This is a genomic window from Adlercreutzia agrestimuris, assembly GCF_943193125.1.
Classification (GTDB): domain Bacteria; phylum Actinomycetota; class Coriobacteriia; order Coriobacteriales; family Eggerthellaceae; genus Xiamenia; species Xiamenia agrestimuris.
In genome coordinates this window covers 25,884-46,766 of record NZ_CALPCX010000003.1, presented here as the reverse complement: position 1 = coordinate 46,766, position 20,883 = coordinate 25,884, and the positions used below count along the sequence as shown (strand labels likewise).

14 protein-coding genes are annotated in these 20,883 nt (G+C 47.1%); 1 reads left to right on the top strand and 13 read right to left on the bottom strand.

What is annotated here, in order from left to right; genetic code table 11:
- Positions 1-31: 31 nt before the first annotated feature.
- A complete protein-coding gene (locus tag NFR28_RS05765; RefSeq protein ID WP_251178882.1) occupies positions 32-5,896 on the top strand; it encodes an isopeptide-forming domain-containing fimbrial protein in 5,865 nt (1,954 codons plus the stop codon).
- 161 nt (positions 5,897-6,057) lie between these two features.
- Here the strand turns inward: NFR28_RS05765 and NFR28_RS05760 are convergent, their stop codons facing one another.
- The 13 genes from NFR28_RS05760 to NFR28_RS05700 form a co-directional block, all read right to left on the bottom strand.
- Positions 6,058-8,637 (bottom strand): acetyl-CoA carboxylase carboxyltransferase subunit alpha, encoded by a 2,580-nt coding sequence (locus tag NFR28_RS05760; protein WP_251178881.1) that lies wholly within the window; start codon positions 8,635-8,637, stop codon positions 6,058-6,060.
- Positions 8,638-8,687: 50 nt separating this feature from the next.
- Entirely contained in the window at positions 8,688-9,125 is a 438-nt protein-coding gene (fabZ, locus tag NFR28_RS05755) for a 3-hydroxyacyl-ACP dehydratase FabZ (RefSeq protein WP_251178880.1), read from the bottom strand.
- A 3-nt stretch (positions 9,126-9,128) separates the two neighbouring features.
- Positions 9,129-10,451, bottom strand: a complete 1,323-nt coding sequence (gene fabF / locus NFR28_RS05750) for a beta-ketoacyl-ACP synthase II (protein WP_251178879.1) — start codon at positions 10,449-10,451, stop codon at positions 9,129-9,131.
- Positions 10,448-11,209: a 3-oxoacyl-[acyl-carrier-protein] reductase gene (fabG, locus tag NFR28_RS05745; RefSeq protein WP_476723727.1), complete on the bottom strand. Its 762-nt coding sequence runs from the start codon at positions 11,207-11,209 to the stop codon at positions 10,448-10,450. Before fabG ends, fabF begins: the two co-directional genes overlap by 4 nt.
- A gap of 5 nt (positions 11,210-11,214) precedes the next feature.
- Positions 11,215-12,171 carry an ACP S-malonyltransferase gene (gene fabD, locus NFR28_RS05740; RefSeq protein WP_251178878.1) on the bottom strand — a complete coding sequence of 319 codons (957 nt, stop codon included), beginning with the start codon at positions 12,169-12,171 and terminating at the stop codon, positions 11,215-11,217.
- A complete protein-coding gene (locus tag NFR28_RS05735) occupies positions 12,172-13,137 on the bottom strand; it encodes a nitronate monooxygenase (RefSeq protein ID WP_251178877.1) in 966 nt (321 codons plus the stop codon). It lies immediately after the preceding gene.
- A gap of 120 nt (positions 13,138-13,257) precedes the next feature.
- Positions 13,258-13,734 carry a MarR family winged helix-turn-helix transcriptional regulator gene (locus NFR28_RS05730; protein WP_251178876.1) on the bottom strand — a complete coding sequence of 159 codons (477 nt, stop codon included), beginning with the start codon at positions 13,732-13,734 and terminating at the stop codon, positions 13,258-13,260.
- 119 nt (positions 13,735-13,853) lie between these two features.
- Positions 13,854-15,890: a ribonuclease R family protein gene (locus NFR28_RS05725; protein ID WP_251178875.1), complete on the bottom strand. Its 2,037-nt coding sequence runs from the start codon at positions 15,888-15,890 to the stop codon at positions 13,854-13,856.
- A 79-nt stretch (positions 15,891-15,969) separates the two neighbouring features.
- The gene (locus tag NFR28_RS05720) at positions 15,970-17,253 is read right to left on the bottom strand and encodes a S41 family peptidase (RefSeq protein ID WP_251178874.1); all 1,284 of its coding nucleotides are present in this window, start codon (positions 17,251-17,253) and stop codon (positions 15,970-15,972) included.
- A gap of 21 nt (positions 17,254-17,274) precedes the next feature.
- Positions 17,275-18,183 carry a permease-like cell division protein FtsX gene (gene ftsX, locus NFR28_RS05715; protein ID WP_251178873.1) on the bottom strand — a complete coding sequence of 303 codons (909 nt, stop codon included), beginning with the start codon at positions 18,181-18,183 and terminating at the stop codon, positions 17,275-17,277.
- Positions 18,176-18,988, bottom strand: a complete 813-nt coding sequence (gene ftsE, locus NFR28_RS05710) for a cell division ATP-binding protein FtsE (RefSeq protein ID WP_251178872.1) — start codon at positions 18,986-18,988, stop codon at positions 18,176-18,178. The genes ftsX and ftsE overlap by 8 nt, the downstream gene beginning before the upstream one ends.
- A gap of 56 nt (positions 18,989-19,044) precedes the next feature.
- The gene (locus tag NFR28_RS05705) at positions 19,045-20,010 is read right to left on the bottom strand and encodes a transketolase family protein (RefSeq protein ID WP_251178871.1); all 966 of its coding nucleotides are present in this window, start codon (positions 20,008-20,010) and stop codon (positions 19,045-19,047) included.
- 16 nt (positions 20,011-20,026) lie between these two features.
- Positions 20,027-20,842 (bottom strand): transketolase, encoded by an 816-nt coding sequence (locus tag NFR28_RS05700; protein WP_251178870.1) that lies wholly within the window; start codon positions 20,840-20,842, stop codon positions 20,027-20,029.
- Between the last annotated feature and the right edge of the window lie 41 nt (positions 20,843-20,883).

The following is a 20,883-nucleotide window of genomic DNA, read 5'->3' as shown; positions in this document are numbered from 1 at the left end:
CGTAAAGGTTTTAGAGAAACCAGGAGTAACCATGAAAAAGAAGGCACCCACAAAAATGCCTGCGCTTCTTCGGTGTGGTTTAGCAGTGATCCTCGCATGTGGATTAATGCTTCCAACTACTGGATTAAACGCGTATGGCAACCAAAAGCAGGAGGTGACACCAGTACTTGAAGTTTCAGATCTTTCCGCTGACGAGGAAACCCCCGCCAACGAAACAACTGATACTTCTGAAGTCGAAGACACTAATAGTGCTGAAGTTGTCACTGATGTCACTATCGATTCCGAAGAGGTAGACCAAAACCCTCTCAGTGAGTCAACCCCCCCCCATGCCGATTGTGACGATGAAGCCGATAAGTCGGTAGAGAATTTTTCCCCTGTACCCGCAAATGCTACTGTTTCAGTAGCTCAGTCGGCCAAAGCTGTCACCTCAGCTCAACCAGCCGCCTTGTCAGAAGAAAGTGATAATGGAATTGCTACCCAGGCTCTTCCTGCAGGTTTCACTATTACAGGTGGTATCGAGGGAACTGACTACTCGGTTTCTGGAAGCGTAGTCTCTATTCTTACCAGTAAGCCTATGACCCTCTCAGGTACCTTGTCTGGTTCGGTTCAAATTAACGAAAACGTTGTAGCGCATCTCACCCTTGCAGGTGTTGCAATTACTGCAAACACTGTACGTTATTCACCAATTAATTTGATGACCCCATCCACGTTATATTTAACTCTTGCAGATGGTACAACCAACACGCTTACTGCCACTGGTCAGCAATGCGCTGCATTACATGTCGGTAGCGGTTCACAACTCTACATTGACGATGCTCGTGCAAACTGGTCTGGAAACACCCACATTAACGTATTAAATGGTGTTGTTGATACTGCAGGCACACTCAATGATGGAACCGTCGTTGCTCAAGGCGACCCAATACGCAAACTCAAGAGTGCTAACCCCGGTATTTTGCATGCATGGGGTGGTCAATGCAGCGGCGCCATTGGATCAGGTCCTTCAGAAATGGCGGGCAATATGGTCTTTGATGGCGGTGTTATTTATGCTTATTCATGGGGTGGATACTCCTATAACAGCGGCAACGGAAGTGCAGGTACAGGCATTGGCGGAGGTTCCGCTGGTGGCGCAACCGATATGACATTCAACGCTGCAGAAATTCATGCTTACGGCTCATACCATGGCGCTGGCATTGGTGCGGGTTGGTCAAGCGCTGGAGCAACTTCAACAAAACAAATTGGCGCATCAACTGCTGCTATTAAAACTGTCTGCGGTAACATCAACATCAATGGTGGTTACCTTACCGCTGAAGGTTATGACCACGGCAATGCATTTGGCGCCGCATGCGGTACCACTGCAACTGGCTGCACCATCCGCGTTACCGGTGGCACCCTGCTACCCACTTCAAAAGGATCCAAAAAAGACCTTGGCGGTACAGGCGGCTGGGTTGTAGTAACTGGTGGTTCTTTGCGCGTTGCAAGCATGGCAAAATTCGACGGTAATGCATACAACTCCGATGCCCATGATGTCTTGCTGACCATGATTCAAGTTGACCTTAAAAGTGAAGGCTTGACCAGTAATGACATTACCGATTGGCGCTTGCTCGTTGATGGCAAGCCTCAGGTCTATGGCGCACCTTCAATGCTTGACGATGGCAAACTCTACCTGTGGCTCCCTGAATCATACAAGGGCAGCGACATTACCGTAGAGCTCAGCTATATTGTCGTTGATCCTAATACTGGCGAAGAAAAAGAGTTGAAGCTTGAGCCGCTCTACATTGAGGATCTTAATCCAGGCGGCAGCTCAACACCTACACTTAAGCGCTATATTGACTTAAGCGCTGACAAAAACGGTATGTCAGAAGAGGCATCTGCAACTATCAGAAACTACTTTGCTTCACTGGACAAATACTATGATGGTTTGCCGCTTGAAGAGATTGACTTTTCCAAAAACCCCATCTCAACCGAAGGCATTGAAGCCGTAGGAAAACTCCTTAACTCCAATGTTGGCACAGACGGAAAAAGCTGCGTAACGACAAGCTTCCAAACCCTTGACGAAGAAGGCAACATCTTGGAAGCAGGCAGCACCATGCCTTCTGAGACAGGAACGCAAGCTATCTCTATTGTTTCAAAACAGCATGTTCAAGATGACGGTGGTAGCTACTGGGGACATCGCCTGCAAGGTACCGCAATCATTTCACCTGTTGAATCAAAAAGCTCATATGCTCCTTATACTGTTCCTGCTTCAGGAGACAATCCTGCAGTAGACATCACTGGTCCGACATGGCTGCAAGATCAAAGCGAAAACCACAATGTTGCCTCCAACAACCATTTGGTAGTACCCATCGATGTCACAAGCTGGAAACTTCCCAACGGTGACACCTATCCTGACGGTTCTGACATGTCGCGTCCTACTAGCCTTGCACCTTATGGCAAGCTGCAGCTATTCATTGATGGACGCGCTGTACCAGAACGACTTGGTGGCGTTATTGAGTTCAGTCGTGAAGACCTTGAAGACACCACCCAGGACAACCTTTTCATCAAAACCGATTCAACCGACTCTAATCGTGAACACACCATTGCAATCTTTAACCTTACTCGTTCGCAATTAGAGGCATTCCGCCTTGCAGAAACCGAAGATGGCAATCATACGGTGCATGTACAATACACGTCTCGTCGCGACGGCGAAATTGTTGACGATGCTGGCGAAGTAGCCCAGGCCGACAACGACAACTTGAACTTGTATCGTAACTACTATGATTCTCAAACCGAAGAAACCGTAGTTGAGATTCAACGAACCGACTGCAATTTTGATGTTTATAACCTCAAGGATTCTGGGTATACCCCCGGTTCAGCGAAGCCTACGCTCTCCGAGGACAAACTTGCTGCCAATGTCTACTATGACATTACCAAAGAGACTCCAGGCACCCAGATCCCGTTCTATGTTGACACCAATTCTGTAGGTGCAGTAACCATCACGTCTTCAAACCCTGGTGTATTGACCTTCAACCCATCAACGGTAGAGAATCGTTCTGATCTGTTTACTGATCCTTCACAAGAGGACTTTGGGTTTGGAACCATGGCAACAGTGCGTGGCGCCGGTCGCACGACCGTCACGGTGACCATTGCTCCGACTGGTTCATTTAATGGTGCAACCCGCACTTTCGACGTCTTTATCTATCCTGACGCCGACGCAAAACCGGTCATTACAGCAACCGAAACTGCAGTCAACCTTACCCGTTCGGATGGCACCATTCGCCCGGGCGATACATTGCGCTACACCGTAACGTTTACCAACACGACTGCCAATTCTGCGTACCAAAACCCCATTTTCACTATTACCACGCCTGATGACACGCGCTTCATTTCGCTCTCTTCAACCAATCCTTATGGCGAAACCAAGCAACTCTCAGAGGCAAATGGTGACTACAAACGTCAAAACGCAAAAAGCGCGTCTACGCGCGCCGTTCAAATGCTCGCTGGTGCAACTGGTCTTGCAACCACGAGCACCAAGGATATGTGCACAGTAGATTCGCTCCCCACCCTGTTTGGTAGCCAGTCTTACCAACTCTCAATTGATTGCGTGGTTGATCCCACGGCAATTGTCAAAGATATCAACGACCTTGATTTCCGCAGCGATTCAACTGCTAACGGCGTTTATGGCATTAACCTTGAGAACAACGAGAACTATCCGTGGGATGACCGTATTGACAACATTAACGGTATTCCACTGGATGAGGTGACCGCTTTTGCTGATCCCACCTCTGTTGAGCCGACGATCAAGGATATTTTGGGTGGCGACCTTATTGATCCCACGCCAAAACCGCCGGTAACAGATCCTGATGATCCCGACACTCCTATTGATCCTGACAATCCTGATACCCCGGTTGAGCCTGACCCCGTAAAACCTGGTGTAGAAGTAGGTCCTGTAACGCCAGGTACGCCATTTGGCGAAGCCGAAAAGGCTGACCCGAGCGATCCGAGCAAACCGTTAGATCCTTCGGAGAAAGATCCTATTAATCCTGGTGATCGCATCATCAAGTTTGGCGAAAAAGACGACCCGACCACTCCTGATGATATCCAGGATGAGCTTGATCGCATCATCAAGGAAGCAAAAGAAGACAACCCCAACGTCACCGAGGTTAAGATTCCGGTTAAGATTGAAACCGACAATCCTGATGACCCGGACAATCCCATCATTCGCGATGTCATTATCACGGTGCCAGTAAATCCCGTTACTGACCCCGATATTCCCGATGATCATGACCTTGTCATCATTCCTGATGACGTTGACCCGCGTGAAGACGGCGATATCACCACGACCAAGAGCGCTCAGAATGTAACGCCTGGTTATGAGAATCGCGGCAACAAAAACATCGCACAAGTTGGCGATACTATTCGCTATACCATTGAGGTTTCAAACAGCCACCTTGGTTCAGCGTTCTATGATGTCCTTATCAAAGACCCGCTTCCTGAAGGACTTGGCTATAAGCCTGGGACGGCCGTAATTGTTACTGCCGACGGAACCGAATATCGCAACTTTGAAGTAGATTTCGATGCTGAAACACGCACAATTGGTTTCTGCGTAGGCGATCTGTATGGCAACCAGAAGGCCACAGTAACTTTTGATTGCACCGTGCTTCCCGAGGCGCTTGGCTTTGACGTGGCTGCAAATAAGGCATATGTCTATGGTACGCAACCTTCTACGACCATCGTGAACCCAAATCCGACGCCGGATGATCCCGACAATCCTGTGGATCCTGACAACCCGGATAACCCGGATAATCCCGACGATCCTGATAACCCAAGCAACCCGGATGATCCTGACAACCCGGACAATCCGGATAAACCGGACAACCCCAAGCCAAACCGTCCAAGCGGTCCGGTAGAAATCAAGCGTGACCCCATTCCTGTTGGTCCTTATATCCCCGAGGATCATGACACCACGTGGGAAGATATCGAGAAAGACAACATTGACGATATTGTTGATATCTTTGGCGGAGATCCTGACAATCCTCCTAAGCTTCCTGAGACTCCTGAGGCTCCAATTGAGGATATCGCTCCTGCTAACCCCACCCCGGCTGATTTGGTGACGGAGAAGTCAGCAGAGAATCTCTCAGAAGACCGAGATCCTGAGGATACCAACGTCTATGTCGGCGACATCATTCGTTATACCGTGAAATTCACCAACCAAGACGACCCGTGGACTACCTGGTATGGCGTTACCATCGAAGACGTTCTACCTGAAGGCTTAGCTCCTCTTGCAGGCTCAATTAAACTTGTCTACCCTGATGGAACTGAAATCGCATGTGATGATGACGTTTATTCGCCCGAGGAAGGCAACATGGCCGTTTATATTGGCGATGTAGTTGGTGGTGAATCCGTGCTGCTCATCTTTGATGTAGAAGTAACTGAGGAAGCAGCAAACAGCGACATTGGCAACGTGGCATTTGCTTATGGCCGCAATCCTTCCGATGTTGACAACTCTATCATTGACGGTACTGCTGATGGTTTGCCAGATCGCGGTCATCGATACAACCCACCAGAGGGTTGGGATGAATTCCGCAAAAACAATTCAGAGAACCGTTCGTCATCAAACACCGCCTATCCGTCAGGGTATGACCCTGCTGTCAACCGCGTTGTTGGTGCAGACGATCCGTCTAACCCCAATTTCAATGGCGGTAACAATGGCAACAACAACGGCTCGATGGGCACAAACGGTGCCAATAATGGTGACGAAGCCACTAACGCAGCATTGCACGCATTGCCTAAGACTGGCTCAGACGCAGAGCTTGCTCAGACGGGCGACACCGTTATGCAATTTGCATTCCCCATCATGCTGCTGATTGCTGCAGCTGGTGCAGTAATCTTCATTGCGCGTCGACGCGTCATGAAGTAAAGAATCAATAAGGCGAAGTCTTTCTTCGGCTTCGCCTTACCTACACTTATTCGCTGCGCCCTGTGCGTTCCCATTCCCGCACAATGTGCGCACCTCGCATAAGAAGAGACGGTACTGCCCGACCGTCTCTTCTTCTTGTTATTTGCAGTTTTAATTGATGTTTAGAATTTCAAGAAGCGCTCTCTTCTCAAACAACACAATTCATCAATATCGTAATGACCAAGCTCATCTATCGAGTGACTGAGATACTCACGCACCACCTCAACCGCTTCATCTGGATTAAGATGTGCAGCCTGTTTGCCTTCAGGCAAAACAGCATCAATGATACCCATCTGATGCACGTCATGCGCACTCATCTTCATAACCGCAGCTGCTTCAGCAGCTCGCGAGCGATCCTTCCAAAGAATGGATGCGAAACCCTCAGGAGACAAAATGGAATATACCGCATGCTCTTGCATTGCCACTCTGTCAGCTAAAGCAAGCGCTAATGCGCCACCACTACCACCCTCTCCAAGTAAGATACTCACTACGGGCACGCGAAGACCGGCAAGCGCAATCAGGTTGTCTGCAATAGCATTACCCTGACCACGTTCTTCAGCTTCTGTACCACAAAATGCACCTTGAGTATCTACAAGACAGACAACAGGGCGTCCAAACTTTTCAGCCTGACGCATCAGTCGCAGGCTCTTTCGATACCCCTCAGGCTGCGGACAGCCAAAGTTCCTGGTAATTCGCTCTTTAAGATCAGATCCTTTTTCCTGAGCAATCACGGTTACCGGTTTGCCATCAATCCATCCCAAACCGCCAACTATTGCACCATCATCACCAAACGCGCGGTCTCCATGAAGCTCAATAAAGCCTTCGACAATCTTGTTGATATAGGTCATAGCGGTGGGTCGATGCACATTACGCGCAAGCATAACGCTTTCCCACGCTTTGTTGTCAGCTATTTGCACAGACGCATCAGTTGTCCGATTTGACAGCTCATCATTAAGCAGCGTATCGCCAATAAAGAGTTCTCCACCCTCAGCATCAAAAGCACGATCGCTTAACATACGCTCAAGGCGCTTGCGCGATGCATTTGACTTGCGATTCAAAAAATCACTCAATAAGGTACGTGGCAAGAATGATGACTCGCGCACAGATTCATCTTCAAAGACCACCTCAGCATTTAAGTCACCATATGTGACTGCATTATACGTACCGCTCCCGCGCTCAAGATTGTTTTCAACCGCATCATACGTAATCAAAAGCGCTCTATCACCAGGTTGCGGTTCGGCATTCTGATGAAGCGACTCATGATGAAGGGCGATCAAATGCGCGAGTGTGGAGCGTAAGTCCTCGCGGGGTACAATAGCATCAATCAACCCATGGGAAAGAGCGAATTCAGCCGTCTGAAACCCTTCAGGAAGCTCTTGCTTTATGGTGTCTTTAATAACGCGCTGTCCTGCAAAACCAATCAGCGCGCCAGGCTCTGCAAGAATAATGTCTCCCTGCATAGCAAATGACGCAGTAACGCCACCGGTGGTGGGATCAGTAAGCACCGAAATATAAGGCAAGTGTGCTTCACTGTATTGTTCAAGTGCGCAGCTTACCTTAGCCATTTGCATCAAAGACATAAGCCCTTCTTGCATACGAGCACCACCTGATGCACAAAAGAGCACAAGTGGTAAACGCAGCTCACGTGCATGCTCTACAAGCCTTACAACCTTTTCTCCCACAACCGTACCCATGGAACCCATCAAAAAATGAGAGTCCATAATGCCAAGAGCAATGTCTAAGCCCGCAATTTGACCAGTACCTGTGGTGATAGCCTCATTGCAGCCGGTTGCATCGCGAAGCTTCTCAAGCTTTTGCTGATACCCTGGAAATTCCAAAGGATCTGTTTCTTCAACATCTGCATTAAGCTCAACGAAGCTTCCATCATCAAGCAAGTCATTGATGCGCTCGTGCGCACTCATGCGAATATAGCTTCCACATCCTGGACAAACATAATGGCCTACCGCCAACGAAGATTCATCAAATTTCAAGCCGCAATGACTGCACGTCCTCCATGCCTCGTGATCCACGCTTCCGCGTTCAATAGCAGGCTTTGTAGTTTCACAAAGAACCCAACCAAGTAAAGGGGTTGCATTATTGAGCGGCTTAAAAACGCGGATTCCTGCACCTTTAGCGCGCGCCAAAAAACTATCAACGTGCGCAAGAGACAGCGCCTCATCGCATAACAATATTGTCGTAGCTTCACACGCAGCAGCAGCCTCCAAGACAGCATGGCTATTTGCAAAAAGCTGCTCCGAGTACTTTTCGCCCATCGTTACCGTTTGATCAGCGCATTTAAGATGGGATTCAAAACGCTTATCGGTCGTTGTTGGCGCAATGGTCACAAAACCAGCTTCAGCGCAAGCCGCCAAAAGCGGCTTTGAATTGCGAGACCTACTCATAACCAATACACGCGGAAGGTCTAGCATTTCATTCTCGCGCGCAGAATCTCCCTGCCCAGATCGTTTGCGAACTGGTGAAACCGCCATACTCACCGCAGTAAACCCTGAAAGTGCACCGGCATCAATAGCGTTTGGAGCCACATCAAGAGCACTAGCCGCCTCGTGAGCAATTCGGTTTAGCTGATACGCCACATCCAGCGCAAGAACGTCTTCATTGGTGTCACCTGTACTTGGTAATGGCGCATCCTTTGTCTGCGCACCACTCAGTTCACCTTGTATATCCAATGTAATGTATTTCACGATATCCAAACCTCACTTGACCAGGCTATAAGCAAACTTACACAAGGTCTTTAAGCAAGCACATATTTTTGCGTAGCGCTTGCACAAACTTCCCCTTCAACGGTAGCTACAACCTCTGCAACGCATAACCGCGAAGAAGATTTTACGATCTGCGCTTTAAGCGTTAACGTTTCGCCAGGGCGAACTTGACGGCGAAATTTTGCCTTATCAATTCCTGTTAAAAAACCAACCGAACCTTCGGCACCACGTGCATAAAGAATGCAAAATGATGCTGCTTGAGCAAGCGCTTCCATGATGATTACTCCCGGCAAAACGGGATACTCAGGAAAATGACCTTCAAACAGCGGCAATGCTGGATCTACGTCTAGCTGAGCCTCAATACACTCCCCTGGCGTACATGAAATGACACGACTCACCCAACAAAAGGGATCCCGATGAGGAAGAACCTCTTCAACAACACTCTTATCGCACGGAAAGGTAATTTCCATAGGTTACTCCTCATCCCTATAAGGCGAAATGGCCAAACAGGCGTTATGACCACCAAAGCCAAGCGAATTAGACAATGCTACCTTCTGCGGATAGTTGTACAACGGCTCTTTGAGAACACGTACCGCGCACTCTGGATCAGCAGTTTCAAAACCGGTTGTCGGTGGCACGCAATCATTTTGTACGGACAGCGCACATATAATTGCTTCAATGGCGCCTGCTGCACCCAGCGTATGACCTGTTGTGCCTTTGATTGAAGCAACAGGAATCTCACCAGCGCATTCTTCTCCACAAAGCGCAATGAGCGCCGCTGCCTCTGTTGCATCGTTTGCAGGAGTGGCTGTGCCATGAGCATTAAGATGACCCAAGTCAGCAGGGGTAAAACCACCTTCATCAAGTGCCATTTGCATAGCGCGAATAACACCTTCACCACTCGGATCGGGAGCTGTCATATGATATGCGTCACCTGTTGAACCAAAACCGGTAATTTCTGCAAGAACCTTTGCTCCACGTGCACGTGCATGTTCCAAAGACTCAAGTACCAAAGCACCTGCACCTTCACCAGCCACAAAACCGGCACGATCCACATCAAAAGGTCGAGATGCCTTATGAGGATCCTCAATTTGTGAAAGTGCACCAAGATTAGTAAATCCTGCAATACAAATGGGTGACACTGACTCTTCAGCGCCACCAGCAAGTGCAACATCCACATATCCATGGCGAATATCACGAACAGCCGCACCGATACTATGAGCACCTGTTGCACATGCAGTTACAACATTAAGACACTCGCCTTTCATGCCATAGCGAATGGATAGATTACCTGCGGCAATATTGCCAATCATGGTAGGAATAAAGAGAGGACTGACGCGTTTTGGACCCTTTCCTTCAAGCGTTGCAAAACCTGATTGCAACTCATCTATGCCACCAATGCCCGTTCCAAATACTACCGCTACGCGCGTGGGGTCTTCTTGCTCCATATCCAAACCAGATTGCGCAAGCGCCTCATCAGCCGCAACAATGGCATATTGAACAAATCGTTCAAAGCGTCGAGATTCTTTTTTTGAAAGACCATGTTCGGTTGCGTCAAAATTCTTAATTTCACCGGCATTATGAACTTCATATTCGGAAGTATCAAAGCGTTCAATTTCAGAGATGCAGCAGCGCTTATTCATGACCGCATCCCAAAGCGCGTCTACACCAACATCAGCAGGACTGATGGCTCCCATGCCTGTAATAACTACGCGATGTGAACCATCTGGACGACGATACAAACTCTTTTCGTCTTCGTGTGTTGATGAACTTACAACCTGCTCTACGCTGCTCATAGTGCCATACCTCCATCAATGCGAATTACCTGACCGGTAATGTAAGCTGCTTTTTCGCTTGCAAGAAAACCTACCAATGCCGCCACTTCACATGCTTCACCAAAGCGCTTTGCAGCAATTCGTTCAGATATGCTTTCTTTTTGAGAATCTGAAAGCGCATCCGTCATATCTGTTGCGATAAAGCCGGGTGCTACCGCGTTGACAGTAATATTGCGAGCTGCCAATTCTTTGGCGAGAGACTTTGTTATGCCAATCACACCTGCTTTTGATGCCGCGTAGTTAACTTGACCAGCGTTTCCCGCAACACCAACCACGCTTGACATGTTGATAATGCGTCCAAAGCGCTGCTTCATCATCTTTGAGGCCGCCGCTTTGCAGCAGTTGAAGGTGCCTTTCAAATTAACGGCAATAACAGCATCGAAATCTTCTTCTTTCATACGCGCGGCAAGACCATCCTTGGTGATACCCGCATTATTTACCAGCACGTCTACGCTTCCCCACTCAGCAACACATGCATCAATGAGCTTTTGTGCTGAGAGCGGATCGGCAACATTTGCTACACAACTTAGTGTTTTGATGCCATATGTTTGTTCAAGGGTTGCTGCAAACTGCTCAAGAAGCTCAAGGCGCGCCTCACTTGAACAGTTCAAGCAAACGTTATAGCCCAATGAAGCAAGCTCCGTGGCAATTGCAGCGCCAATACCTCTGCTTGATCCCGTAACAATTGCGTTTCTTGTCAAAGTAGTTTCATTAGTCACAGCCATCACTCACATTCACTTTTAGCATCCACGTATGCATCAAAACTATTACGATCTGAAATAGCTACTCGCAAAACGTCCTTATTAATGCGTTTCACGAGATTAGCAAGCACGCCACCATAACCCAATTCCACAAACTCATTCGCATGAGCGTCAATGAGATTTTGAACCGATGCATCAAATCGAACAGGATGCGTGAGATGGGCAGCAAGCTGCTCTCGTGCTTCAGCTGCAGTCATTGGTTTGGCGGTTACATTATTGATAAGCGGAATATGCGGTTCGTTAAAAGTGAGCTTTTCTAAATAAGCGCCCAGCTCCTTTGCTGCTGAAGCCATAAGCGGAGAATGAAATGCTCCGGAGGTAGCAAGTCGTGAAAAACGCTTGCCGCTCTCAGCCCAGGCAGCCTCTGCGCGTTCAACCGCCTCACGCGTACCAGCAATAACAATCTGTCCCGGTGAATTAAAGTTTGCAGCTACTAAAACATCGCTTTCTGCACACTGCTCACACAGCGCCAAAACACTTTCCTCGTCCGCCTTGAGAAGTGCGCTCATTGATCCAGGATTCTGCGATGCTGCTTGCGCCATAAGGCGTGCGCGCTCCTTTACAAAAGCAAAAGTTTCTTCATCACTCAGCATTCCTGAAACAGGAAGAGCGCTTACTTGCCCAAGCGAGAATCCCAGTACCGCATCGGGGCTTATCCCGCGCGCCATGAGCGAGCGTGCCAACGCAACAGAAAGCACACACATACACGGTTGAGCAGCTTTAGTGTCATTAATCTGCTCTTCAGTAGCATTCTGTATAAAAGATGCCACATCAAACCCAAGTACATCAGAGGCGCATGAAAACGTATCTCGAACTTCTGCGATATCTAAAAGATCAAGTCCCATAGAGGGCTTTTGCGCACCCTGCCCTGAAAACATCCAGACTACTGCGTGGTCATTTTTGTCTAGTTGAAGCGACATCTATTCACCTCGCGAAGCATTAGCTTGGGCCATCTGCTCAAGATCAAGTGCACCAAATGCGCGAGCTTGATCCATAAGCTCATCAATTACCTCTTGTGCAGTTTTGCGTTCCTGTACCAATGCGGCAATCTGACCAGCCATCATGGAGCCATTATCCACATCACCATCAATTGCACGCTTCAATGAGCCCAGATACATCTGCTCAAGTTCATCTCCGTGAGCAGCCATGTCAGCTTCTAAAGAACGAACTTTTCGCGCAAACTTATTCTTCAAACAACGCGCAGGGTGCCCACTGCCACGACCAGTCACGATTGTGTCTGAATCCTTTGCAGCTAGCACGCGCTCCTTATACGCATCAGCAATACTGCACTCTTCTACCGTCAAGAAACGTGTACCCATTTGTACAGCTTCAGCACCAAGCGCAAATGCGGCAACTATGCCGCGTCCGTTAGCTATACCACCAGCACCTATAACAGGAATTGAAACTGCAGAACAAACACTCGGTACAAGTGCCATCGTAGTAAGCTCGCCAATGTGCCCACCTGACTCAGTACCTTCTGCTACCACCGCATCAACTCCCAAGCGCTCCATGCGTTGAGCAAGTGCTGTTGAAGCAACAACAGGAATTACCTTAATACCCGCTTCTTTCCACATGGGAAGGAAATTAGCAGGTGAACCAGCGCCCGTAGTAATAACATCAATACCTAGTTCAGTTAACAACTCTGCGGTTTGTGCAGCACCAGGATCCATGAGCATCACATTAGCACCAAGAGGTTTATTTGTGATTGAACGCGCAATGCTCACCTGTTCGCGTACCCACTCAGCAGGTGCGCCACCACACGCAATAATTCCTAAACCGCCCGCTTCACTTACAGCCGCAGCAAGCTTACCATCAGCAATGCGCGCCATAGCTCCTTGAATGATCGGAACCTCAATACCCAACAATTCTGTTATGCGTGTTTTCATCTTCTCAACCCTATCTGATCTCATCGTGCATCATGCTCTAATGCTTATTTATAACCTCATATTTTACCGCGATGTAGCGTATGCGCTCTTCACGCATCAGCCGAAAAGACACAGCATCCGTCAAGTGTCTTTGAATTGATTCTCTTGTGCCTCAAAGAAGCTTTTAATTTTCACAAGCGCTTCCGTTAAAATGGCAACCTCTTCTACATTGAGTCCGCTGAGCGCTTCATCAATCATTTTCTGATGAAATTCTTTATGGGCATGCAAAGCTGCTTCACCCAATTTCGTGAGCGAAACTAATACCTTACGTCGATCATCTTCAGGACGAATTCGTTTTACATAACCCTTGTCAACAAGCTTTGTGATTGTGACCGTCGCGGTTGCCATGGTGACCCCAAGTTGTGAGGCTATCTCCTTCATTGCCATATAACCGTCTTGACCAATAGCGTCAATAGCATGAAGTTCTGAGATGGTTAGACCATGCTCGCCAAGCTGATATATTGATTTCTCCTCCACCCGCAAAATGGTAGAAAAAGTCTTAGATAAGAGCTCATTAATCTGATCATAAGTATGCGAAGAAAGAGAATGCGTATTCACGTTACAACCTTTACACATGATAATCTTCTCAACCATATTCCCCTGATAATTATCAGTGAGATTCTCATCGTAACGTATTTAGTTTGATTGTCAAAGTATTAGAGAGACGAACTATATACTTACTCCACAGAAGCTTGCTGTTCAAGATAAGATTTATTATCAGATAGTGTGAAATTCAGTTTCCTATTCGCGGGATCAGCATCGTGCACGCAAACAAAAACGCTCTGTCCAAGACTATAAACCGTTTCACTTTCTTCCCCTATGAGCAGAAAACGAGCACTATCAAAGGTATAGTAATCGTCTGGTAAATGGCGAAGCGCTACCATGCCTTCAATGGTGTTATCTAGCTGTACATAGATGCCCATTTGCGAAATGCCAGAAATTGTTCCAGGAAAGATTCTTCCCACAAAACGCTGCATATATTCAATCATTTTGATTTCCTGAGATTGACGTGCAGCGGTCTCAGCAATACGCTCGGTATTTGACGTATGCTCGGCAAGCCAGCCTAAAGCAGCCTTTTGCGATGAAGGAAACAATTCATGTGCAAAAAGCTGAGAGCGAAGTGCTCTGTGAACCACCAAATCCGGATAGCGTCGAATTGGTGACGTAAAATGAGAATAGGTTTCTAACCCAAGTCCGTAATGGGGATCACATTGCGCACAATAATGCGCACGTTTCATTGCGCGCAGAAGCAATGACTTCACCAGATACTGCTCAAGGCGACCATCTACCGCGTTGATAACACGTTGTAATTGATGCGCATTTCCCGCTATAAACTTACGCGTATCAAGCTCATCAAACCAACTGAACCGCGAAAACACTGGTACTAACGCCGCAAGATTCTCAGATGCAGGAGCCTCGTGAACGCGATACAAACTTGGCACTTGCTGCTCAAAGGTGTAACATGCCACCACTTCATTTGCCAAAATCATAGCTTCTTCAACCAACATGGTGGCTTCGGTTTTCGTGCGAAGTTCAACGGACAACACTTCGCTGTCGCTCCCTAATACAACCTTCGCTTCAGGATGCTCAAAATCTATACCACCTTGAGAAACACGCGCAGCAATTCGCGCCTGAGCAATACTACTCAACCCAGATAAACGCGATGCAATCTCGCCAACAGTGGTATCAACCAAAATCGAATGCGGCAAACTGAGCTTCGCAAGATCAGACAAGGGGCTTTCAGACTTCTCATCTTCCGTAAGTGTTTTATATGTTTGAAGCGCCAATAACGCATCATCATAGGTAAGTCGAGCAGCAGAACGAATAAGCGCTGGATAAAAGTCAACGTTTAGCATATTGGCGTCATGGTCAAGATATATATCCACACTTAACGTTTGACGCATTTCACCTGGCTTAAGTGAACAAATATCATTTGAAAGCACTTCGGGCAGCATAGGAATGACGCGATCAACCAAATATACACTTGTACCGCGCCTTCGCGCATCCAAGTCAAGCGAACTATCCCAAGGAACAAAAGCACCAACATCTGCAATGTGAACACCAAGACGCCAGCACTGATTGCCCTCATACTCAACACGGTCTAAAGAGAGTGCGTCATCAAAATCTTTTGCATCTTTGGGATCTATCGTCATTACCAAACGATCACTTATATCACGATATCCCAGTGCTTGAGCTGCTTTGATATCAATTTTACTTTCCTGAGCTTGCGCCAACGCAGCCTCAGAAAATCTTGTTTCTAGTTTATGCTTAGCAATAAGAGACTCTATAGCTGATTGCGCAATATCGGCATCATCAAGCACTTCCTCAATCACACCACTAGCTGCGCTGTAGCGCGTAGGATAATCAACGATACGGACACGCACAAGCGAACCATGAGCTATATCGGGATGTTCAGCGTGTATGGTGAAGATATCATACGGTATGCGACTATCTTGCGGCACTACTACGCCAAACGGTTCAGCTATCTCATAGCGACCTAAAACAGTGTCGTGACTTCTATCGATCACACGCACCACACGTGCTGGCGGCTTTTTCGCTGAGATTTTACTTGATGAATTTTGTTTTTGCGTTTGCACAGTGCGAAGTGGAGCTATTTCAACATAGTCGCCATCAAAAGCACCACTGAGGTGTTTTTGAGCAATATAAAACATGCCTTCAGCTGTTTGGACAAACCCATATCCCGCTGACTGCATTTGTAAAACACCATAAGGGTTCAAACGCTGACGTCTCCTGGTAGAGCGCCTTTGAGAGGAACGTTTTCGACCCACGAAATTACTCACTTGCTAGTGTTTGTGCAGTCTCAATGGCCAGTGCCTTCTGATTGTCTTCATCTTCAGATAACCCTACACCAATTTCTGGTTGAACTCCCACACCTTCAATGTCGTGACCAAGCGGTGACTTGTACCGGGCTGCTGTATAACGAAGACCAGCACCATAACTCAAGTCTCGCGTTACTTGCACCGAACCTTTTCCTAGGGTAGTTGTTCCAACCAATGTTGCACGTTGATTGTCGGCAAGTGCCGCAGCCAGTACTTCGGCACTTGCGGCAGTGTTCTCGTTAATCAAGACAACAAGCGGTTTATCGGTGACCAAACTCATGGCTGTACCAGTGGCGTTTTTTGTAGTTTCATCAGCATCTTTAGTTTGGATACGAACAATAGTGCCACTGCGAATAAAAAGGCTTGCCACGTCAACTGCTTGCGTAAGATAGCCACCAGGATTATCCCGAATGTCTAACACAAATGATGTTGCACCTTGATTGTCAAGCTCCTCAATAGCATCTTCAACTAAGCTTCCCGCATTTTGGGTTATCTGCTTAAGCTTAATATAACCAACTGTTCCAATCAGTTCTGCAGTGACGTTTTTGACAGTAAAGTCAGTGCAGGTAAGCGTAGTTCTATACTCGGTGCCACCTTCGTCATCTAAGGAAGCAGGTCTTCGCCATGTAATAACAACGTCTTCGCCATCTTTTGCCTTGAGGGCGGATGTAACCTCACTCACCGTCCAGTCATGCGAACGGTCACCATCAATAGCAACAACAAAGTCTCCAGCTTGCACATTAGCATTTTGGGCTTCAGATCCCTCAAAAACATCAACAGCATATGTCTTGCCTTGATACTCAGAGAAAAGCACTCCAACCCCACCAACATTTGATGCCATATCTTGCGAAATGGTTTCATATTGCGCTGGAGAGTAATAGCGAAGATAGGGATCTTCAGTCGTATCAGCAAGCGCCTCAATCATATTCTCTGTTGCCGCCTCAAGATCGTATTGATCAAGGCTATCTTTATTGAGAATCTGCTCAACTTCAGCCATACGCCCATCAAGGGTTGAAGAATCATGAGTATTTATTTTCGTTGTTGCAGCATCTGGGGTGACCATACCTGGAAAGCCAAGCATGCCCAAAAGTGGGGCATCCCCTCGCACAAGAAAGCCAGCAAAAAAGGCAGCACAAACTAATAACGCGCATACCAACAATTTCAATAAGCGAATATTGCGCATGCGCGTTTTAGTTACCGACGCGTTGAGCGGAGATCTGTTTGCATGTTTTCCCATGAAGTAACAAGACCGCCGAAATTAGACTTTCAAGTAGCGACGCATTGCAAAGGCAGAACCGATCAAGCCGATAATGAGACCCGAAACTGCCAAGAGCAAATAGATGAACAAAAACGTACTCGTACCAATGTCAAAGTTCAAAAACATTAGGGCATCTTGAAGCTTGGGCAGCACAAAATGACGAAGAAGCTCAAGAACTCCAACGGCCAAAAGTGCACCAATAACTGCATGAAGCGCGCCTTCCATTAAGAAAGGTCCACGGATAAAGCCATTTGACGCACCAACCAAACGCATAATAGCAATCTCTTTGCGACGTGCAAGAATAGCCAAACGAATGGTATTGTTGATAAATACCAACGCGATAAAGATCAAAAGAAGAATGAGCGCAATACTAATAATACGAATGTAATTGGTAAGCGTAAGAAGACGCTCTACTGTCTGTTTACCATATTTCAATGACTCTTGCGGGTTATCAGGCTCATCGCAGATTTGCTGGAAGGTGGCATTGCCTGCAATTGCATCTGCAACATCTTGCACCTTATCAGCATCGGATAACTCAACATCAATGGAGGCAGGTAGAGGATTCTGACCGTCAAGCGTATCAATAATATCTGAGTTTGATGTTTGACGGAAGTTTTCTAACGCTTGGTCCTTCGTAGTAAAACTGACCGACTGCACACCATCAAGCCCCTTGATGAAAGACTCAACCGAGTCAATATCTGCCTCTGATGCATCATCGGAGATGAAAGCGGTAATAGAGACTTCGCTTTCAAGTGACGATAAGACATTATTTACAATATAGGCGCCAATCATAAAGACACCAATAATCAAAAGAGACAAGAAAATGGTAATGATAGAACCAAGTGCTGTTGAAAGATTGCGAGAAAAGCCGGTAAACGACTCTTTAAGGAAATAGAAGAAACTAGCCATTGACTCTATACACCGCCTTTTGTGCATCTTGCACCACAACGCCTCGATCAAGCGCAATAACACGGCGACGCATGTTGTCTACCATTTCACGATCGTGAGTTGCCACCAAAACAGTGGTGCCCGTACGATTAATACGCTCTAACAAATCCATAATGCCACGTGAGGTCTGCGGATCAAGATTACCTGTCGGCTCATCACAGATCAAAAGGGGTGGTCGGTTCACAATAGCACGCGCAATTGAAACACGCTGTTGCTCACCACCAGAAAGCTGATCGGGGCGTTTATTGAGTTTGTCTTGCAATCCAACCAAACGTAGTACCTCAGGTACTTGCGTCTTAATAACATGACGAGACTTACCAATTACCTCAAGCGCAAATGCAACATTCTCAAATACTGTTTTGTTGGGCAGCAACTTGAAGTCCTGAAATACGCAACCAATATTACGACGAAGGTAAGGAACACGCCAATTGCGCATCGTAGTCAGATCCTCATCAGCAACCATAATAGTGCCAGAAGTTGGTTTGATTTCGCGAATAAGCATGCGAATAAAGGTTGACTTACCTGAACCTGAATGTCCAATCAAGAAAACAAATTCACCTGCATCTATCTCTAATGAAACATCATCCAGGGCTGGTTTGTTTGGTTGAGCAGGATATATTTTGGTTACATGATCAAAGGTAATAACCGGTAAACCAACTCGTTGAGGAATATCATCAATATTTAATTCAGGCAAAGCAGCCGATAACTGCGACGTTGCCTGCCGCGCTGAATACGCAGACGTACTCTGGCTATTGTCGTATGTCACAGAATGCTCCGTTCAAGTAGTACTTATAATGCGACCGCATAATCTTAGCAGATGAGCTATCGAGCAATAACCCTCTTCACAGCTTCAACAATGGCAGCAGCATCCATCTTGAAATAATCCATCAACTCAAGATATTCACCCGACTTACCAAAGCGATCACGCATACCGATCAACTCCAAAGGTACAGGGGCATGCTCGCAAACTAGTTCCGCAACAGCAGAACCCAATCCTCCGTACACACTGTGCTCTTCAGCAACAACACCGCATCCTGTTTTTGCAAAAGACGCAAGAATAGTTTCATCATCAAGCGGTTTAATGGAAAAGACATCAATCACTTCAGCTTCAATACCTTGTTCAGCCAATATTTCTGCTGCTTGAAGCGCCTGGTCTACTTCAACACCACAAGCCAAAATGGTGACATCTGACCCTTCGCGAAGCACATATGCTTTTCCAATTTCTAGCTCTACATCATCTGCATATACTGCAGGCACCGACGCTCTACCCATGCGTACATACACCGGACCGGGAGTTTGAGCAGCCAAGCGAAGTGCTGAAGCAGCCGCGGCATAATCCGCCGGAACCAATACGCGCATATTTGGCAAACCGCGCATGAGAGAAATATCTTCTAGCATCTGATGCGAACCACCATCAGGACCTACTGAGATACCTGCATGCGTTGGTGCTATTTTCACATTGAGATTGCTATAACACACGGTGTTGCGAATCTGGTCATAAGCACGTCCAGTACCAAACACTGCAAACGATCCTGTAAAGGCAACATGACCTGTAATAGCCAAACCAGCTGCCACATCCACCATGTTTTGCTCTGCAATGCCGCAATTAAAGAGTCTGTCTTCAAATCCAGCATCCGCAAGCTTTTTGGTTGTAGTTGATCCTGTCAAATCAGCATCAACCGCTACAACAGGAATACCCTCTTGTGCAAGATGCACCAACGTATCACCGTAAGCTGCACGGGTTGCACGCTTCACTTGTGCTTGTGCTTCATCAGCTCGCTTAATCACGATATCTCTCCTTTGCTTAGCGTGCATCTAACTCATCAAGAGCAGTTTGAGTTTGTTCTGCATTGGGAGCCTTACCATGCCAAGAGGCCTGGTTCTCCATAAATGAAACGCCTTTACCTTTTACGGTTTTAGCAATTACCACATGTGGCTTTCCATTTCGGTCACTCTTTACTTGCTTCAATAGCGCAATAAGAGCATCTATGTCATGCCCATCAACCGTATGGACATCCCAACGAAATGCCTTGAATTTCTCACAGAGATCAGAAGGATCACAAACATCTTCGGTCTTGCCGTCAATCTGAAGACCATTGCGATCAACTATAGCCACCAGGTTATCAAGACCATAATGCGCTGCATACATAGCAGCTTCCCAGACTTGTCCCTCTTCACATTCACCGTCACCAAGCAGCGTAAACACAACCGCATCCGAATCATCAAGCTTGAGACCGGATGCAGCACCACATGCAACCGACAAACCCTGACCAAGAGATCCTGTGGAAACTTCTACTCCCGGAACGAGATTTGAATCTGGATGTCCTTGTAAACGTGATCCTAATTGACGAAGTGTCATCAATTCTTCGCGTGCAAAAAAACCGGCATGCGCAAGCGTGGCATAAAGAACAGGAGCTGCATGACCTTTTGCCAAAATGAATCGATCTCTCTTTGGATCATCAGGATTAGCGGGATCGTAGTTCATGACGTCACCAAAATAAAGTGCAGTCATAATCTCGACACTTGAAAGTGATCCACCGGGGTGTCCACTCCCCGCTTTTGCAATCATGGCAACAATGTCTTTGCGCATTTCAGTTGCCCGCTGCTCAAGTTCGGTCATGGTGTTTCCTTTCCGTTTTACCAACTAACCATTTGCGTGTA